Below are 18,416 nucleotides of genomic sequence, written 5' to 3' on the forward strand. Positions count from 1 at the left end.
CTGTTCCGGGGGTAAATATATCAATTTATAAAATATACTACAAAGTTAGTAGTATTAAATTATCCCTTAACAGGCAAATTAATTGCCGTGCAATATAAAAGACAAGACTACGGTCATCCAGTCAATGCTTGCAATGAGCTGGCAGGAAACCGCACTTTCATCACATATTTTAGGTATTTCATCACATTTATCATTTTCAGGTTTCTGGCCTGACTAATATTGTTTAACGTTTACACCTCCATTAAAATTTACTATATGAGATCCTATTTATTTATCCTGCTTTGCTGCTTCAGCGGTACCTTGTTTGGACAAACTGAAGCCGATCCTGCTTCTGTACAGGATTTCAGCACTGAAGATGTGAACTTTAAAAGTGCCGGGATTATTCTGGCAGGTACTATTTTTAAGCCCAAACAGTCATATGCATCGGTTGTCCTTGTGCATGGATCTGGTAAGGAAACAAGGATGGCAGGGATGGCTTCCCTTTTAGCCGGAAAAGGTATTATGGTTTTCAGCTATGATAAACGCGGATCGGGGAAGTCGGGCGGAATATATGCCGGACCGGAAGTGGGAACGAACAATATAGATTCTGCCAATCTTAAGCTGCTGGCGCTGGATGCAAGTGCTGCCTCTAAAACACTATTGGCGCATCTGCCGAAGGATCACGGACCTTTGGGATTAATGGGTTTTAGTCAGGCCGGCTGGGTCATCCCTCTTGCGGCATACAGCAATCCAGGAGTAGATTTTATTGTGATATTTAGCGGGCCTGTTGTCAGCACCCTGGAACAGCTGAGATTTCAGTTTTACACACAAGGAAACGCCAGCTTCTGGGATACGCACACTGAGGATGAAGCGCGCAGACACATAAGCAGTGATCCTGACCGTTATCAATTCGCAGCGACCGATCCGCGGGATGCTCTGGCCAGGCTTTCCTGCCCCGGGCTTTGGCTTTTCGGGGGCAAGGATATTCAGGTTCCGGTAGCGCTTTCAACAGAACGTCTCAATACGCTTAAAGCACAAGGCAAGCCCTATATGTATCGGTTGTTTCCGGATCTGGGACATAACACTGCCTTTGCAAAATCACAGGAACCAGTGGATGCCGCTATTCTATGGATCAAAGCTTTAAGCATGTAATAATAAGACCGCCACAACAATCTGTATGGAACTTATTCCCGTATATCAACTACTGTAAATATGACTCCTGGTATATGCCGTATGCGCTAAAAGAGCTTGAAAAACAACTTGAACTCAACAGATTCCTCAAACTCGAAATTGATAAGGATGCAGAACTAGGCGAACTTATTGAACTGGCCGCCGGCATATGTAGAACATCTAAAGCAGTATTAATCCTTAAAGACTATGAAAGTCAATCTATTAGTCTTCAGAAAACATTTAATTTCGAATCAGCTCCACAGCTAAAATCAGTATGCAACTACATCTGTAACCAGGATTGTGTTGTCACTGTTGACGATACCCTGATAGAAGATCTCCTGGGCGGGAATGGTCAGCAATGCATTAAATTTTTAGCGGGGATACCACTGAAAACCTCAGATGGTGTTAATATAGGAAGTTTATGTGTTCTGGACGACCAGCCTGGGATACTGACAACAGATCAGGAAAAGATGCTGAAGGTAATGGCCAAACAAGCCGTACAATTGCTGGATTTTGACAGGAGCCTGAGCCTGATGAAGGATTTATGTGTGGATACAAAACGTTCTGAGATTGAACTGCGGTCATTTTTTGAAAGTTCAATCGACCAGCACTTATTGCTGGGGAAGAAATTTGAAATTTTAGCTTTCAACAGGACATGGGAGAGGCATGTGAAAAATTCATACGGGCTGCAGATGCAAAAGGGTTTACCCATGGTCCACTTCATCCATCAGGATAACCTCCGGATATTTTACAGGGACTACCAGATAGCATTAAATGGCACTGCCGTTTATGATGAAAGAAACCTCAAAGAAAATGGTAGAGATTACTGGCGGGTGGTAAAATTTGAGCCAGCCTTCAATGCAGACAATGAAATCATTGGTGTTTCTATTAACGTTGCCGATGTGAATAAACGGGTTCAGCAGGAAACTACCCTGAAAATGCAGGACGAAAAGCTGAAAGAAATCGCCCTGATCCAGTCGCACGAATTCCGTAAGCCTGTAGCGTCCATTTTAGGATTGCTAAGCCTTATCCGCCTGGATGGCAGAATAAATGATATGGAAGAACTGCCCATGCTTGAAAAGTCTGCCAAAGAGCTGGATGGTAAGATACGTCAGATCGTAGCCAGCATCAGGGTATCACCTGAATAATTTGCAATATCAATGCCATATCATTATTTTTACATTTGATAGTGATATGATAACCACCATTATAACAAATGTTTACTGGGGTTATAGTAAAATAATAGCTGAAGGTTTATCAGAGATCTATACTTTTGATCAGTACTAACATTTATTACCTAACTCATTTTCCCTTTTCTGCGGGCAATTCTAAATCTATGACTATTAAAAATCTACTATTTTATTGTAGCCTTGCTGGTGCACTGTCCTTTTCGGCCTGTTCAAAGAAAACAGCAATCAATACCGAAACTCCTGTTGTTGCCTCGCCGGTACCAGTGTCTTATTCAATTACTGAGGACTTTGAGTCAGGTACCAAAGGCGGATATGCAATCGACAGCTTACAGTTGACCACAGGAAAGTGGACGTTCAGTGATGCACTGCTAGGTAATCTCGCTACTGACGCGAAAAACGGTGCAAAATCAGTCCGTTTAAAGACAGGTTACCTGGGAATGAATTTTGACATTGCCGGTTTATCGAAAATTTACATCAAGCACGCGAAGTTTGGTTCAGATGCCAACAGTACCTGGCAGCTGCTGATGTCTACCGATGCCGGAAAGACTTTTACACAGCTAGGAACTGACATTACAGAATCCAGCACTGCTCTTGTAACAGATTCGTTTACAGTTACTGCAACAGCCAGGGTTCGTTTCCAGATAAAGAAAGCAGGAACAACACGCATCAATATTGACGATATTACATTTAAGGGAATTGGAGATCCTGGTATTATTATAGGCGCTCCGGATACCAATCCAGCTGATACGACGAAAACTACGACCCCAACTGCAGGGCGCGGAACGCCGGTTGCAGGTGTTGATGCTCCTCCCGCAGCAGGTGATAACTCTAACCTTTTGCTCGGTAATCCTTCAGCGGCAATAGCTTCTGTTACTGTTGCAGAAAACTACCTGATCGACATGAAATACTACAGTGAAAGCTATAGCATGACCAAGGGCCGTCCGAACTGGGTAAGCTGGCACCTGGATGCAACCAACTTTACAGGAGCAGTAACCCGTAAGGATGACTTTGCATCTTTTTCTGATCTTCCTTCCGGTTGGTACCAGGCTCAGAGCAACAGTTATTCCGGTTCTGGTTTTGACCGCGGGCACAATTGTCCAAGTGGTGACAGAACCAGCTCAAGTGATGCCAATTCAGCTACCTTCCTGATGACCAATATGATTCCTCAGGCACCAAATAACAACCAGAAAACCTGGGAGGCTTTTGAGAGTTATATCAGGACACAGGTACTGAGCGGTAACGAAGCCTATATCATTATGGGCAGCTATGGAAGCGGTGGTATAGGATCGGCAAGCACATCGGTTATTACTTCCATAAATAATGGAAAAATCAACGTGCCGGCTAACGTATGGAAAGTTGTAGTAATTATGCCGAAAGGTGATAATGACATTAGCCGTGTAAGCACAGGCACACGCGTGATTGCCATTAATACGCCAAATGTAAACAGTATCAATGCCGACTGGAAGCAGTATATCGTAACGGTCAGGGATATTGAGGCGCAAACAGGTTATAACCTGCTGTCAAGCCTGCCGCAGGCTGTTCAGGATGTTGTGGAGAAGCTGAAAGATCCCGGAAATTAATTTTGACTGCTCCGGAACATTGCCGATCTTTATAATTTAAATAACAGTTACGGAAATGGAAAACAGACAATCGATGACAAGTACATTCTTTAGTCCTGCCCTGATGAAACGCATGCTCACAGGTGCAGGCATCGGCTTATTGCTGGTCAGCTTTTTTGTAATAACCGCAGGTGAAGGCCAGCCTTCATGGGGTGCTTACTGGAGGCTAAAACCTTTGCTTCTTACCCCCTTGCTTGCATCGATTGTTGCTGCGTGCTACCATGCAACCGGGCCATTGCGTGATATAGCTGGATGGCAGGGGAGATTATTTACTGTACTGAGTATAATCGGTTATGTGGTTGGTTTGTGGATAGCCCTGATCTTGGGGTTGAACGGCAGCCTTTGGAATTAATTTAGCTGCCTGTTCATCAGGCAGCTTATAACATTGCATCCAAACTATAAAATTTTACGAAGCCCGCTTGGAGCGCGAAACTGTCTGAGGGCTTGTCCCCAGATAAGAAGAATTTCCTTATTACTAATTTTAGTTTAAGATCAGGGCTCCTCTCCTGCAATCATTCGTACTTAAGCGCATCAACCGTATTGGCAACCGCTGCTTTATAGGACTGAAAACTAACAGTGATGAATGTAATCAGCATAGAAACACAAAATGCCAGCAAGAAAGGCCATACACTGAGGTCGATCCGGTAAGCAAATCCAGATAGCCATTTTGACACAAGGATATACGCTAAAGGCCAGGCAGCTAAGTTTGCAATAAGCACCATAATCAAAAATGAGCTGTTCAGCATTTTAATCAGTTCAGCCGTTGTTGCCCCAAGTACTTTTCTGATGGCCACCTCCCGGCGCCTTTGAGAAGCTACAAATGATACCAGCCCGAACAGACCTGTAAAAGAAATGAAGATAATCATGCCGGCAAAAACCCGGAACAGTACACCCGTAACCCGCTCATTTTCATAATATCTGTTTACATCATCGCTGACAAATTCCGCCTCATAAATATAATTGGGGAAAGTAGCATTCCATATGTTTTCAACCCGTTTCATGGCAGACATGAGCACCTTTTCATCGATCTGAAGAGCAGCTTTATAATATTCGTTATCATTAGGGAAAATCAGCAGTGGAGAAATACTTTCCTTCAATGACTTGTCATGAAAATCTTTTATTACTGCTACGATGGGCAGCTTATTCCCTCCTGCGAGGATTGTCTTGCCAAGCACATCCCGCGGATTTGAAAGCCCCATTTTGCGCACAAATGTTTCATTGACCACACCACCCTGAGCCGTATCATTTGCGAAAGTTGCCCTCCCCGCAATAACCTGCAGGCCAAACACCTGAAAATAGTTACGGTCAGCGATGGACATACGTATTTCAAAATCTGTATTCTTTATACCATTGTAAGTGAAATCGGTCGACCAGGTATCTTCAGATAATGGAGGAATAGTACAATAACTCAAGAGCTTCAGGCCTGGAATATGCAATACCTTTTCTTTGAAGGTATTATAAAGTGTCCTGCTCGTGCTGTCTCCCGGCATATCTACCATACTGATTGCTGCAGTGGTAAAACCTAAGGGCTTTTGCCGTATGTATTTCATCTGACTGATAATCACCAGCGTGCCAATAATCAGGATGATCGTTACAGCAAATTGCACTACAACGAGGATCTTACGCAAACTTAAACCTTTGGGATTTATTGTAACCTTGTTCTTAATGGCAAGTGCAGGACTAAAGCCTGAGATAACCATTGCCGGATAAAAACCTGCCATTGCGCTTACCAGGATCACCAGCATCAGCATAAATATAAATATGACGGGGTCAGAGAATACACTCAGTGTTATTTTGCTGCTAAAAAGATTCTCCATAGCCGGAATGGCCAGTTCCGTTAAAATACAGGCAACAAGGAGGGACAACAGCACTACAGAAAATGTCTCAGTTAAAAATTGCAGGACCAATTGTTTCCGTTTACTGCCCATAACTTTACGGACACCAACTTCTTTGGACCGGTTAACAGACTGTGCTGTAGCCAGGTTTATAAAATTTATACAGGCCGTGAGCAGTAAAAAAATGCCGATTACAGCAAGCCCGTAAATCTGCTTCAAAGCAATGGAACTGTTTGCGAAATTGCCATACCGTTCACTAAAATGGATATCCCTTAATGCCTGAAGCTGATTGTTCTGGTTGCCGGCAATCTTTTTATCCTGGTAATATTTTTTATTGAAATGTGCCAGTGGCTTTTGCAGGTCTGACAACTGTACTCCCTTTTTCAAAAGTACATAACATTCTGTTTGCGAAGCTACGGCATCCCAGTTCTGCCCTTGTTTTTGATCGAAAGTCTGGTAACTGACCACAATCTTCAGAGGAAAGCTACTATTGGCATCCAGGTCTTTAAAAATACCAGTAACCACCAGGTTCGTCCGGTTACTTAATAAAATATGTTTTCCAATGGCATTTGCTGTACTTCCGAAAAACCTTATTGCTGTACTTTCAGATAAAGTTACAGTATTTGGTGCGGCTAAAGCTTTTTTAGGGTTTCCATAAAGCCAGCTGATATTTAAGATTTCAAAAAGATCGGGCTCAGCATAAAAAACACCATCAGCGGTTTTTAAAACTACCCTGCCTGCCTTATCTTTCACATGCAGAATCCTCCATCGTCTGACCAGGGCAGCAGTTTTCTCAATTCCTGCAAATTCATTTTTGGCTGCATCTATCAGCGGAACAGGCACTCCCTGTGAGTAATCTGTGAAACTTGCATATTTCCAGTTGGTTACAAATCTGAATATCCTGCCTTCATTCCGGTACCCTTCATCAAAGCTCAGCTGGAACCTGATAAAGATAAATATGAGCATACAGCAGGCCATCCCTACAGCGAGCCCAAGTATGTTGATCAGCGTATATCCTTTGTTTTTCCAAAGGTTCCTCCAGGCAATTTTAAGGTTCAGTCTAAACATACTTTATTTGCTTACAGTCAATATCCCGCTATCGGTATGCCAGATTTTGAAAGTTTGGAATTTGCCTTCTGACGGCCGTTTTAAAACGTGCTAGTTGTATAGCTGTTCATTTCTGATCAATAATATGCACGTAAATGAACAGATCATGGGCAATGAAAATGCTGAATAATGGCTAAGGTTCCTCTCCTGAAATTGCGGCCTTGCTGGTCTGTGTTAACATCACTCCTGCAAGTACGATGACAAGAGCAATCACTTGTTTAAAAATAATCTGTTCGCTGGCAAGCAGCCAGCCTACAAATACCGCTACTACCGGGTTCACATAAGTGTGCGTACTCACGATAGCTGGCGGCTGCACCCTCACCAGCCAGTTAAAAGCCATGTAGGCAATCAGTGAACCAAACAATATTGCAAATGCCAGTCCGCCCCATGCCCTGCCAGAAACATGCAGCAGGGAAAATCCAATCCATTCCCGCTGATAAACTGCGATGATACCTGAAAACAGCCCGGCAGCCAGTAACTGCACACAGGAATTGACGATGTTTGAACTTTCCTTTTTTACCCTGCCACTGGCATATAATGTACCCAGCACCCATAATATAGCACTGAGCAGCACGATCAACGTACCTATAAGTTTATGGTTGGCTGCAGCATCCCCGGCCTGACTGCCGGGCGTAAACCAGGAAAACAAAGCAATTCCCGCAAATCCAATCACCAGGCCGGCAATGATTTTCATATTCGAAAAATATTGCTTCCACCGCTTCCTGTCCAGCACGATAAACCACAAGGGTTCCGTAGCCACTACAACCGCCGCATATCCTGAACCTATATATTGTTCTGCATATACGACCAGTCCTGAACCACCTACCAGCATAATGATACCACTGACTGACAGCACCCAGATCGTTTTCTTATCCGGCCAGGCCATTTTGCTGAAAAATGCCCAGGCATACAGCACGATACCAGCCGTAAGATATCTTAAACAAGAAAAGATGAAGGGGGGAATACTTTCAAGCGCCAGTAAATTGGCATAATAGGTTGTTCCCCACACAAAGTAGATCGCTAAAAAAGCGAGTATAAGCAGCAGTTTGTTATTATCTTTTCCGATCATCGATGTTTAACCATAAATAATTCTGTTTTACATTTATTAAATAACCTATCCAAGTTAATAAAACATCTTCAAAAAAATATCATTTTGAACCTGAGCAAACTATCCGCAACTACTGTTGTTAAAACAAAATTGCAGCAGAAAAGCATATAACCTTTATTGCCCTGAAGAACCGATGAGCATAGAAGTAAGCATATGCTGAATAAGAGCCAAAAATAAAACACGATACAAATGACAGACCTTGCACAACGTTTCCCGGAAAACCCTATCCTCCTGCCAAAAGATTTAAAGTCCAGCAGTGCAGCGCTGCAGGTCATCAGCCTGCTTAATCCCGGAACCTTCAGTTACCAGGGAAAAACATGGCTGCTGATCAGGGTTGCGGAGAGTGTAAAGCAGCGCGAAGGATTTGTTTACGTTCCGGTACATAACAGCGAAGGAACAACAGATTATATTGAAATTCCATTAAACGATCCTGATCTGATTTCAAACGATGCCAGGGTATTCAGGTACAAAGGCCTTGATTACCTTACTACAGTTTCGCACCTTAGATTAGTTTGCAGCAATGATGGGCTACATTTTGAAGAACCGGAAGGCTATCCGACCATATTTGGAAGCGGTCCGGCTGAACGGTTTGGCATTGAAGACTGCCGGGTAAGCCAGATCGGCGATACTTACTATCTGACTTTTACCGCAGTTTCAGAAAACGGTGTTGCTGTTGGCCTCAAAACCACAAAAGACTGGAAAACCTTTGAATCCCATGGTCTGATCCTGCCGCCGCACAACAAAGACTGTGCGATCTTTGAAGAAAAAATCAATGGTAAATTTTATGCACTGCACCGTCCCAGCAGTGTAGACCTTGGCGGTAACTTTATCTGGCTGGCAGAATCACCGGATGGATTGCACTGGGGCAACCATAAGTGCATCGTTAAAACCAGGCCCGGCCATTGGGATAGTGCAAGGGTTGGTGGTGGTGCATCACCAATAAAAACAGACCAGGGATGGCTGGAGATCTACCACGGCGCGAATGAAAAACACCAGTATTGCCTGGGGGCTTTCCTGATGGACCTGGAGGATCCTTCAATCGTAAGGGCAAGAACGATTGACCCGATCATGGTACCGCTGGAAACATATGAATTAAGCGGATTTTTCGGCTTTGTAGTTTTTACCAATGGCCATGTGAGAGAAGGAGATAAATTAACCGTGTATTATGGTGCTGCAGATGAATTTGTTTGCGGGGCACATTTCTCTGTCAGCGAGATCCTTGCAGTTTTAACGCCTGTATGACCTGGAGAGGTGTTGAAGCTTCCGTAACCTCATTCTTCAAATACATGTTTTTTCTTCAGCTCCTGTAAATTGTAATGAGTTGTGGAAACAACAATCAGCACATCCAGCTGCCTGTTTTCGCCTTTTACGCGCTGCCTTCTTTCAACTTCGATCTGATTGCGATTGATCCGGCAATGGATCTGCTCTTTATCATCATCAAAAGTGCCGATGTGGATCCTGAAATTAACCGAGTCGGTTAGATACTGGGCAGTTGATCTTCCCAGTATCCCAGCCTTGAATACTTCTATATAAAGTTTGTTTTCCCTGCTGAGGGTATACTTATAATTCCTCCAACTGGTAGGTTTAACGCATGCCGTCAGCATAGCCGGTACAACAAAAAACAAGATAAACTTTCTCATACCGCCGGGGCTTTCTATCATTTATCAAAGCGCTACAATATAACACAATTAAATAACAAACATTCATCAGCTGAGCTTGTTGTAAGCACACATCAGAAACCTAAATAGTAGAAAATGAGCAAACTGAAAAACTTAATTGCAGGACTGGCAGGTGCGGTAGCACTGAATATCCTTCACGAAACATTGAAAAAACAAAGCAATGATGTACCAAGGATTGACCTGCTTGGAGAAGATGCTGTGCAAAGAACATTGAGTTATTTCGGCGGACATATTGACGATAAAGAAACCCTTTACAAGGCAACTTTAGCAGGTGACATTGTTGGTAATACAATCTACTATAGCCTGATTGGTGCCGGTCAGGCAAAATATCTGTGGCCAAAGGCGATTTTTGTTGGCTTAAGTGCGGGAATAGGCGCCGTCAATCTGCCTAAACCTATGGGACTTGACGAAACACCTGTGACCAAAACCGATGAAGTAAAAATCCTGACCGTAGGTTATTACCTGTTTGGGGCACTGGTTACTGCTGCAGTAGTTAATCTGCTTAAAACCAGCAAATAAGCAGCCTGTCTGAAAACCTGATCAGATCAGGTTTTCAGACAGGAAAACATTAATCCTTTTTAAAGATAAACACTTCGATTTTACCGTCCTCAGTAACAGTGCCCCGGTACATTCCTTCTGTGTTAAATGGCATAGCCATGTGGCCCCGTGCATCCAGGGCTATTAGACCGCCATCGCCGCCCATTGCGCCCACTTTCCCGATAGCAGCATGCGCAGCATCGGCAACAGTCATGTGTTTATACTCCATCATGGCAGAAATATCATAAGCCACAACATTTCTGATATAGAACTCTCCCCAGCCTGTACAGGAAATGCCTGCGGTGGCATTATTGGCATAAGTGCCCGCGCCTATAATTGGAGAATCTCCTATCCTGCCATACTTTTTATTGGTCATACCTCCTGTGGAAGTGCCGGCGGCGAGGTTACCTGCCAGATCCAATGCTACAGCTCCTACCGTACCAAACTTATTGTCGCGGTTCAATGTACCGAGCAGCATGGACTTCTTACTTCCATGGTCCAGTACCGCCTTTACAGAATCTTCTCTAAGTGCTTTTTGTAAACCATCCCAGCGCTCTTTGGTGTAAAAATATTTAGGATTTACGATGGTTAGCCCTGCCTGCCTGGCAAAAGCTTCGGCGCCCGGGCCGGCCATCATTACATGCTCAGATTTTTCCATTACCGCCCTCGCTGCCGAAATCGGGTTTTTGATTACGGTAACCCCAGCTACAGCACCTGCCTTCAATGTTTTGCCGTCCATAATTGCTGCATCCATTTCGTTCCTGCCTTCATGTGTAAATACAGCTCCCTTACCGGCGTTAAAAAGCGGGTTATCTTCGAGGGTATGTATGGTAGCCTCTACAGCATCGAGGCTTGGTTTACCTGATTTGATCGCATTGTAACCTGTTTGCAACGCCAGTGTTAGGGCTGCACGATAGGCGGCTTCCTTTTCAGCGCTCATATTTTTGCGCGTCAGTGTTCCGGCACCGCCATGGATCACCATAATATACTTTGGCTCTTTGGTTTGTGCAAACGCTATATTTGCCAGTAAACAGATCAGCAGAAACAAAGCTGCTTCAAATACCCTGAAATTCTTTATCATATATTAAATAATTGTTCGTTGTAAACCCAGTTCAGACAGAAAAATGAAGATACTGAATTCAGCCATTCTATCCTAAACTGAAATGCATAAACCACATTATTCGTGTTTCCTGTCGGCAAACAACAATTCTGCTTAAATAGGTTAAAACACACGCTTATGTGTCTTTTCTAACAGAAAATTAGAGAATAATATATTATCTTGGAACAGATTCCAAGCAATTGACCGGCATTATCTTAAACCATTTATTAACCAAAAAAATTGATCTCCAAATTCAAACTTCTGCTGATTATTTTGCTTGAGGCAATCTCTGTATTGGCGTTCTCACAAAATCAGCAGATACATTTTTCCCATATCGGATACAGGAACGGCCTCTCGGAAAGGAACGTGAATTACATCTATCAGGGCAAAAGGGGATTTATGTGGATTGCTACCCGCGATGGCTTAAACAGATATGACGGTTACAGGATCAAAGTATTCAGGAATAACCCGGATGACCCAAACAGCATCAGCAACAACTACATTTCACACATTGCGGAGGATAAAGAGGGCAATCTCTGGGTGGCAACAATGGGAGGCGGACTCAACAAGTTTGACCGCAGGACAAACAAATTTTCACATTACCGGCACGATCGGGCAAACAAGCAGAGTATAGCCAGCAATTTCATCAACAGGATCGTGTTTGATGAGCAGGGAAATATCTGGATAGCCACGCAGAATGATGGCTTAGACCTGTTTAATCCAAAGCTCAGCAAGGCAGAGCATTTCCGCCATCAAAAGCTTGATCCGAAAAGCATAAGCGGCGATAACATCATCACCATACTCAGAGACGGCCGCAATCAAATCTGGGCCGGCGATCAGCAAAACGGGCTGAACCTGTTTGACAGCAAGACCCGCAGCTTCAAAAGATTTATACACCAGGAAAGTGTGCCGGGCAGTATCTCGGGCAACAGGATCACTTACCTTTTTGAAGACAGCAGCAGGCAGCTGTGGATAGGAACAAATGATGCAGGTTTAAATCTGTATGACCCCTCCAGCGGTAACTTTAAACATTTCAAAGCGAATAAAAACGATAAGAATTCACTTGCAGGAAACAGCGTTCAAAGTATTGCCGAAGACAACAAGAAAAATTTGTGGATAGGAACCGAAAATGAAGGCCTGAGTGTTTTCAACCACAAAAGAAACACCTTTGAAACCTATGTGCACGATGATATCGACCAAAGCAGTTTAAGCACAAATTCTGTAGACGCCATCACCCTGGACCGTTATGGGAATATGTGGGTAGGTACCTTTAGCGGTGGCCTCCATCTTTACAAAAGATACAGCACCAATTTTCTGCATTATAAACACAGCCGCAGCTCAAACAGCTTATCCAACGATTTTGTACTCAGCATTTTTGAGGATTCAGATCATCACTTCTGGATCGGAACAGACGGTGGCGGGCTCAATTTATTTGACAACAAGACAGATGATTTTAAGGTCTATAAACACCAGCAAGGGAAAAACAGTATTGCAGGTGATTATATTCTGGATACCAAAGAAGACCGGAACAAACAGCTCTGGATTGCTACATGGGGCACGGGCCTTAGTGTGATGGACCTCAAAACCCGCCAGTTTAAAAGCTACAGGCACAACCCGAAGGATGAAAACAGTCTGAGTACAGATGATATTTATACTTTGATCCCTGACCAGGACGGAAAGATCTGGATAGGTACCTTTGGCGGGGGGCTGGACCTGCTGGATCCGGCAACCGGCAAGTTTATCCATTACAGGCATAATGACCATGATCCCGGAAGCATCGGCAGTGACCGTATCAATTCATTACTGAAAGACAGAAAAGGAAATCTCTGGATAGGGACCAACGATGCCGGACTTGATCTATTTGATGCTAAAACAGGCAAGTTCAGTCATTACAAACATTCTGCTGCGAAAACAAGCATCAGTAACAATACGGTAGTGGATATTAAGGAAGACCATTCGGGTAATATATGGCTCTGTACCTTTGACGGCCTCAACCAGCTTAACCCTGCTACACGCACGATTACCCGTTTTTCTACAGAGGACGGACTGATAAATAATTTCACCTATGCGCTTCTGGAAGATAACCAGTACAATCTGTGGATAAGTACAAACAGTGGCTTATCCCGGTTCAACCGTAAATCGCGCAACTTTACAAATTTCACTGACGAAGATGGCCTGCAGGAAGATGAATATAAGCCGCATTCTGCACTGAAAAGCAGTACGGGCGAGTTGTTTTTTGGCGGAGTAAACGGTTTCAATAAGTTTTATCCCAACCAGATTATGGATGCCAGATCAAAAGCTCCGCTGTTGTTAACGGGTTTTCAGCTTTTTAATAAAGAGGTGCCTGTTGCAACAGACAGCAGCGATACATCTGTGCTGAAACAGGATATTTCAGAAACCAGATCGATCACTTTGTCCTATGACCAATCAACGATCTCTTTTGATTTTGCCCTGCTGGATTTTTTATCCCATGGAAAAAAGAAATACTCCTACATGCTGAAGGGATTTGATAAGGGATGGAACAACGTAGGCCGCAAAAACTCTGCATCTTACACCAATCTGCCTCATGGCGATTATACTTTTATCGTAAAATGCCGTAACAGTGATCAGAAGGACTCTGTCGCCTCGGTCATCAGCCTGAACATCGAAATAGTGCCACCATTCTGGTTAACCTGGTGGTTTAAACTGCTATCGGCACTGGTGCTGGCAGCTGTGATTTATGTGCTATACCGCTTCAGGATCAATGCCATTATCCGCCAGAAAGCCATCCTTGAAAAGCTGGTGGAGGAGCGTACATCCGAGGTTTCCAAACAAGCCAGGGAACTGCAGTCCATCAATGAAGAACTGCAGGTGCAGTCGGAAGAGCTGCAGGCGCAGTCAGAAGAACTCATGATCCAGTCGGACGAGCTGATTCACCAGAGGGAACAGGAACACCTTGCCCGCAATGAAGCTGATAAGGCCAACCAGGCCAAAAGTATTTTCCTGGCCAGTATGAGCCATGAAATCAGGACCCCGATGAACGGAGTGGTAGGCATGGCTTCACTTTTAACGGAAACCAGCCTCACCGAGGAGCAGAAAGAATATACTGATGCAATTATCAAAAGCGGCGAAAACCTCCTGAGTGTGATCAACGATATCCTGGATTTCTCCAAGATAGAATCCGGAAAAATGGATATCGAACAGGAAGATTTTAACCTGCGCAGTTGTATCGAAGAGGTGATGGATATGTTCTCCCAGAAGTCGGCCCGGCAGCATATCGACCTGCTGTATGATATTGAGCATGATCTACCACAGCAGGTCATTGGCGACAGCCTAAGGCTTAAACAGGTGCTGATCAATCTGGTGAACAATGCTGTTAAGTTCACTGAAAAAGGGGAAGTTTTTTTGAAAGTAAGCCTTAACAAAACATTGGAGGACGATAAGTTACTGATTGAATTCAGCGTTACAGATACCGGAATAGGTATTCCTGAGCATAAACTGGGCGATCTTTTTAAACCCTTTTCGCAGGTGGATTCCTCTACTACACGTAAATACGGAGGCACGGGACTGGGATTGGTAATCAGTGAGCGGATTGTAAAACTGATGGGCGGTGATATCTGGGTGGAGAGCAGGATCAGCGAAGGTTCTACCTTTCATTTTACCGCGCGGGTCACTAAGAGTGCCAAACAAACTTTAACCCTTCCGCTGGAGAGCCTGCCTCCCGAGATCAAAGGTAAACACATCCTGGTGGTGGATGATAACCATACCAACCGCGTTATCTTAAATACCCAGCTGGGATTATGGGGATTTGTTCCTGTGACAGTATCATCTGGACAGGAAGCGCTGGATGTGATGAAAGTGAACGGCAATATTGAGCTGATCATCACGGATATGGAAATGCCCGAAATGAATGGGGTGGCCTTTGCAAAGGAGATAAAAGCCAGTAAGAGCAAGCTTCCTGTGATTATGCTGAGCTCCATTGGAGATGAGAGCATGAAAAGTTTTTCGAACCTGTTTTCAGCTATCCTGACCAAGCCTGTTAAGCAGAAACAACTGTGGAAAAGCATTGAAAGGCAATTTTCGGTATCCCAGGCGGCGGTACCGCCTGAAGAGAACGCCAGGCAGGTATTGAGTGACCAGTTCAGCGAGATGTATCCCCTGAACATCCTGGTAGCGGAGGACAATATGATTAACCAGAAACTGATTGAAAGAGTGCTGCATAAACTTGGGTATAAGATTGAAATTGTTGACAACGGAAAACAGGCAGTGGAACAATTGCTGCTGCAACGTTTTGATGTTGTACTCATGGATATACAGATGCCTGTAATGGATGGCATGGAAGCTACCAGAATGATCCGGAAGAGCCTTCCCTATCAGCCCTATATTGTAGCACTGACTGCCAATGCGATGCCCGAAGAAAGGGAGATTTATCTTAAAGGCGGCATGGATGAGTATATCTCCAAGCCGATGAGTCTGGAAAAGCTGAAGGACATTTTCAAAATCGCCTATGAGACTATGATAAAATAATTCATTGCTATGGCATTAGGAAGCCCGCTTTCGATTTGCCCGGTAATTTCTTATCGGGACAATCAAAAGCGGGCTTTCTGATTAAAGTTGATGCTTATTTTACAGGAATCAATACAGATGTATTTTCCCAGGCAAGTGTAACACCTTTTGGTGTGATCTCGTATTTAAGGCGTTCTACCAGTTCAGGAGTCTTCATAGTCTTAACCGTGATGGTGGTCACGTCTTTTTCCGGAATACGTGATGATCCGCCTTTTCCAACACCCCATTGACCGGTTTGCGAATTGAAGATCACCTTCCATGAATTCTCCGAAGGAATTACATAAATACTGTAGGCACCGGCTTCGAGCGGAGTTTTTCCAATCATTACCTTTTTATCAGTTTTAAAAATCGTCGCTTCGTTTGCGCCCGCTCTCCATACCTGATCATAAGGAGTTAATCCTCCGAAAATCTTACGGCCCTTTACACCAGGACTGCTGTAGCTGATCGAAATATTCGCCCCGTTAATCGTTCCTGTTGCTGTTTCAGCCGGACTGGCCTTGGCTTGTTGAGCCTTGATTGCTGTAGACGAGAGTAGTAGAGCAATAGCCAATACCCCGTTTTTGATTGTTCTGATATTCATATGTTAGATTTTTTAGTTAGTACTGTAATATTAAATAAATAAAATCAGAGATCAGATGAATACGTTGTAAAAACAATAGTATGTGGTTTAACGCATTATTTTTTGTTAGTTTACCAGCGTATAACGGGTATATATACGCCTAAACAAATTTAACCTTACAGGATATATTTGTTATAACGTAAACCTATAAACATGCAACAGCCCTTCCTTGATCCGATAGAACAATACACTATTGACGTAACGATCATGCTCAGAAGAAAACACAATCTAAAACAAAGTGATATTGGTAAAATAATTAATACCAAGACCTCATTTATCGGCAATGTTGAAAACTATAAGAACCCGGCAAAATACAATCTGAAACATATCAATGCCCTGGCGAATTATTTCGACATTACCCCACGCTATTTCCTTCCGGACAAGCCCCTCACCAAAATGGAAATCATTGTTAAATAAGCGGAGAGCCTCAAGCTATTTTTTTAATGCACTTCCTCTAATGCGGTAGCAGAAGAATGAAAAGCGCCTGCACAGATGGGCAGCGATACACTGAAAGCACTACCCTTACCTTCGGTACTGGTAAAGCTCAGCTTTCCGCCCTGCAGTTCAGTAAATTCTTTGCATAACATCAATCCCAGTCCCACACCCTTTTCATTGTTGGTCCCATAGGTTGTTCCGGAATTCAATTCGAAAAGTTGTAGCTGTTTCTCTTTTGAGATGCCTATGCCGTTATCTTCAACACTGAGGACACCGTCGCCATTTACTATTTTTGCCCTGATCATGATCTCCCCGCCTGTGTTGGTAAATTTAATTGCGTTGTTTACCAGGTTTCTGATTACAAGCGTAATCATGTCCATATCTGCATGTAAACACACATCGTCATCAATGTCTGTACTCAGCGTAATCATCTTATCCATTGCAGCCACTTTGAACAAATCAATAGAGCTTTCCAAATCGTTACTTACGTTTACAGGCACAAGGCTAACCCTGATACCGCCTTCCATCTGGGCTTTTGTCCAGGATAACATATTGAAGAGCATGATCTGGGTATTTCTGGTTTCTTTGAGCAGGCTGGTTTTGATCATTTTTTCTTCTTCCGGTGCCAGGTCATAGTCTGTCAGCATTTCCAGGAAACTCTGGATGGAATTCAGCGGGGATTTTAAATCGTGTGATAGTATGGACAGAAATTTGGCTTTTGATTCATCCGCCTTTTTTAGTGAGTTGAACAGTTCTATCTTTCGTTTCTTCTCTGCCTGGTAGTTTCTGATAACATAGTAGAACACTACTGCGATACTGGCCGTAGCACAGACATAAGTGGTTAAAACATCAGTAAACAGGTTCAGGCGAAGGGAATAATGGCTTACCACGCTTGCCGGGTAAAAATATTCTATGGCCACCACGCCGATGACCAGCAGGGCATTGAGGGGCAGCCAGAAATAATACTGACTTCTGGGCATTACAGCTATAATCAATACCTGCGCCACCAGAAACAGTAAAAGTGTCGGCCCGTTTATCCCGGAATTTACAAAGTAATTGAACGTTAGCCAGCCGTAAAGTATAATACCAAACAGTACAACGCTCCACCGCAGATTGCCCAGATACCTGGAGTTATAATATAACAGCCCGATCAAAGTAACAGCTACAGAGATGGCCATTGTCACATGGGGCATGTTTAAAAAAAGATTAACAAATAAAGTAGCTGGCATAAACACCAGCAGTGCAATGCAGATGGTATGGAAGAGGCGTGCCTGCAGAGACATAACCGACTGATGACCAGCCAGGATATCATGCAGCTGTTTAATTTGATTTGTTAATTTCATGGGATACCCCACCTACGGCATTTACCGTACCACAGATGTATGCCAGAAGGACTTCCTTCAAACATTACACAGCTTAGACATGCATAAGGATCACAATCTATCTCTAAAACCGGGTCATCGTCTCGCAAAATATGTATCCGGCTAAATTAAT

At 43.6% G+C, this 18,416-nt stretch carries 14 protein-coding genes; 8 read left to right on the forward strand and 6 right to left on the reverse strand.

Translation table 11 applies throughout. The features are described from left to right. Nucleotides 1-255 precede the first annotated feature (255 nt). From ABWY16_RS01310 to ABWY16_RS01325, 4 genes are all read left to right on the forward strand, one after another. The gene (locus tag ABWY16_RS01310) at nt 256-1,131 is read left to right on the forward strand and encodes an alpha/beta hydrolase family protein (protein ID WP_353902844.1); all 876 of its coding nucleotides are present in this window, start codon (nt 256-258) and stop codon (nt 1,129-1,131) included. A gap of 74 nt (nt 1,132-1,205) precedes the next feature. Beyond that, nucleotides 1,206-2,297: a PAS domain S-box protein gene (locus tag ABWY16_RS01315; RefSeq protein WP_353902845.1), complete on the forward strand. Its 1,092-nt coding sequence runs from the start codon at nt 1,206-1,208 to the stop codon at nt 2,295-2,297. Between the two features lie 188 nt (nt 2,298-2,485). Next, entirely contained in the window at nt 2,486-3,919 is a 1,434-nt protein-coding gene (locus ABWY16_RS01320; protein WP_353902846.1) for a DNA/RNA non-specific endonuclease, read from the forward strand. A 55-nt stretch (nt 3,920-3,974) separates the two neighbouring features. After that, the gene (locus tag ABWY16_RS01325) at nt 3,975-4,310 is read left to right on the forward strand and encodes a hypothetical protein (protein ID WP_353902847.1); all 336 of its coding nucleotides are present in this window, start codon (nt 3,975-3,977) and stop codon (nt 4,308-4,310) included. 160 nt (nt 4,311-4,470) lie between these two features. On the opposite strand, the gene ABWY16_RS01330 is transcribed toward ABWY16_RS01325, so the two are convergent. Both ABWY16_RS01330 and ABWY16_RS01335 read right to left on the reverse strand, forming a co-directional pair. Next, nucleotides 4,471-6,861 carry an ABC transporter permease gene (locus tag ABWY16_RS01330; protein ID WP_353902848.1) on the reverse strand — a complete coding sequence of 797 codons (2,391 nt, stop codon included), beginning with the start codon at nt 6,859-6,861 and terminating at the stop codon, nt 4,471-4,473. A 172-nt stretch (nt 6,862-7,033) separates the two neighbouring features. After that, nucleotides 7,034-7,969, reverse strand: a complete 936-nt coding sequence (locus ABWY16_RS01335; protein ID WP_353902849.1) for an EamA family transporter — start codon at nt 7,967-7,969, stop codon at nt 7,034-7,036. A 228-nt stretch (nt 7,970-8,197) separates the two neighbouring features. Between ABWY16_RS01335 and ABWY16_RS01340 the strand changes: the two genes are divergently transcribed. Beyond that, nucleotides 8,198-9,250 carry a glycoside hydrolase family 130 protein gene (locus ABWY16_RS01340; protein WP_353902850.1) on the forward strand — a complete coding sequence of 351 codons (1,053 nt, stop codon included), beginning with the start codon at nt 8,198-8,200 and terminating at the stop codon, nt 9,248-9,250. 29 nt (nt 9,251-9,279) lie between these two features. Here the strand turns inward: ABWY16_RS01340 and ABWY16_RS01345 are convergent, their stop codons facing one another. After that, a complete protein-coding gene (locus ABWY16_RS01345; protein ID WP_353902851.1) occupies nt 9,280-9,648 on the reverse strand; it encodes a hypothetical protein in 369 nt (122 codons plus the stop codon). Nucleotides 9,649-9,762: 114 nt separating this feature from the next. On the opposite strand from ABWY16_RS01345, the gene ABWY16_RS01350 reads away from it, so the two are divergent. Next, nucleotides 9,763-10,206: a hypothetical protein gene (locus ABWY16_RS01350; protein ID WP_353902852.1), complete on the forward strand. Its 444-nt coding sequence runs from the start codon at nt 9,763-9,765 to the stop codon at nt 10,204-10,206. Nucleotides 10,207-10,255: 49 nt separating this feature from the next. Here ABWY16_RS01350 and ABWY16_RS01355 read toward each other — a convergent pair whose 3' ends face one another. Next, nucleotides 10,256-11,305: an isoaspartyl peptidase/L-asparaginase family protein gene (locus ABWY16_RS01355; protein ID WP_353902853.1), complete on the reverse strand. Its 1,050-nt coding sequence runs from the start codon at nt 11,303-11,305 to the stop codon at nt 10,256-10,258. A 258-nt stretch (nt 11,306-11,563) separates the two neighbouring features. Between ABWY16_RS01355 and ABWY16_RS01360 the strand changes: the two genes are divergently transcribed. Then, entirely contained in the window at nt 11,564-15,829 is a 4,266-nt protein-coding gene (locus ABWY16_RS01360) for a hybrid sensor histidine kinase/response regulator (protein ID WP_353902854.1), read from the forward strand. Nucleotides 15,830-15,923: 94 nt separating this feature from the next. Here the strand turns inward: ABWY16_RS01360 and ABWY16_RS01365 are convergent, their stop codons facing one another. Further along, nucleotides 15,924-16,448 (reverse strand): DUF2911 domain-containing protein, encoded by a 525-nt coding sequence (locus tag ABWY16_RS01365; protein WP_353902855.1) that lies wholly within the window; start codon nt 16,446-16,448, stop codon nt 15,924-15,926. A 192-nt stretch (nt 16,449-16,640) separates the two neighbouring features. Here ABWY16_RS01365 and ABWY16_RS01370 point away from each other — a divergent pair, with 192 nt between their 5' ends. Beyond that, complete coding sequence (locus ABWY16_RS01370; RefSeq protein WP_353902856.1) at nt 16,641-16,904, forward strand: helix-turn-helix domain-containing protein; 264 nt, start codon at nt 16,641-16,643, stop codon at nt 16,902-16,904. Between the two features lie 23 nt (nt 16,905-16,927). Here ABWY16_RS01370 and ABWY16_RS01375 read toward each other — a convergent pair whose 3' ends face one another. Further along, the gene (locus tag ABWY16_RS01375; protein ID WP_353902857.1) at nt 16,928-18,265 is read right to left on the reverse strand and encodes a sensor histidine kinase; all 1,338 of its coding nucleotides are present in this window, start codon (nt 18,263-18,265) and stop codon (nt 16,928-16,930) included. Between the last annotated feature and the right edge of the window lie 151 nt (nt 18,266-18,416).

It is taken from the genome of Pedobacter sp. (genome assembly GCF_040513095.1).
In the GTDB taxonomy this organism is placed as follows: Bacteria; Bacteroidota; Bacteroidia; order Sphingobacteriales; family Sphingobacteriaceae; genus Pedobacter.

Excerpts from the sequence above, each read along its gene's own strand:
- ABWY16_RS01310 (WP_353902844.1), top strand. The coding sequence starts at position 256 with ATGAGATCCTATTTATTTATCCTGCTTTGCTGCTTCAGCGGTACCTTG.
- ABWY16_RS01315 (WP_353902845.1), top strand. The coding sequence starts at position 1,206 with ATGCCGTATGCGCTAAAAGAGCTTGAAAAACAACTTGAACTCAACAGA.
- ABWY16_RS01320 (WP_353902846.1), top strand. The coding sequence starts at position 2,486 with ATGACTATTAAAAATCTACTATTTTATTGTAGCCTTGCTGGTGCACTG.
- ABWY16_RS01325 (WP_353902847.1), top strand. The coding sequence starts at position 3,975 with ATGGAAAACAGACAATCGATGACAAGTACATTCTTTAGTCCTGCCCTG.
- ABWY16_RS01330 (WP_353902848.1), bottom strand. The coding sequence starts at position 6,861 with ATGTTTAGACTGAACCTTAAAATTGCCTGGAGGAACCTTTGGAAAAAC.
- ABWY16_RS01335 (WP_353902849.1), bottom strand. The coding sequence starts at position 7,969 with ATGATCGGAAAAGATAATAACAAACTGCTGCTTATACTCGCTTTTTTA.
- ABWY16_RS01340 (WP_353902850.1), top strand. The coding sequence starts at position 8,198 with ATGACAGACCTTGCACAACGTTTCCCGGAAAACCCTATCCTCCTGCCA.
- ABWY16_RS01345 (WP_353902851.1), bottom strand. The coding sequence starts at position 9,648 with ATGAGAAAGTTTATCTTGTTTTTTGTTGTACCGGCTATGCTGACGGCA.
- ABWY16_RS01350 (WP_353902852.1), top strand. The coding sequence starts at position 9,763 with ATGAGCAAACTGAAAAACTTAATTGCAGGACTGGCAGGTGCGGTAGCA.
- ABWY16_RS01355 (WP_353902853.1), bottom strand. The coding sequence starts at position 11,305 with ATGATAAAGAATTTCAGGGTATTTGAAGCAGCTTTGTTTCTGCTGATC.
- ABWY16_RS01365 (WP_353902855.1), bottom strand. The coding sequence starts at position 16,448 with ATGAATATCAGAACAATCAAAAACGGGGTATTGGCTATTGCTCTACTA.
- ABWY16_RS01370 (WP_353902856.1), top strand. The coding sequence starts at position 16,641 with ATGCAACAGCCCTTCCTTGATCCGATAGAACAATACACTATTGACGTA.
- ABWY16_RS01375 (WP_353902857.1), bottom strand. The coding sequence starts at position 18,265 with ATGAAATTAACAAATCAAATTAAACAGCTGCATGATATCCTGGCTGGT.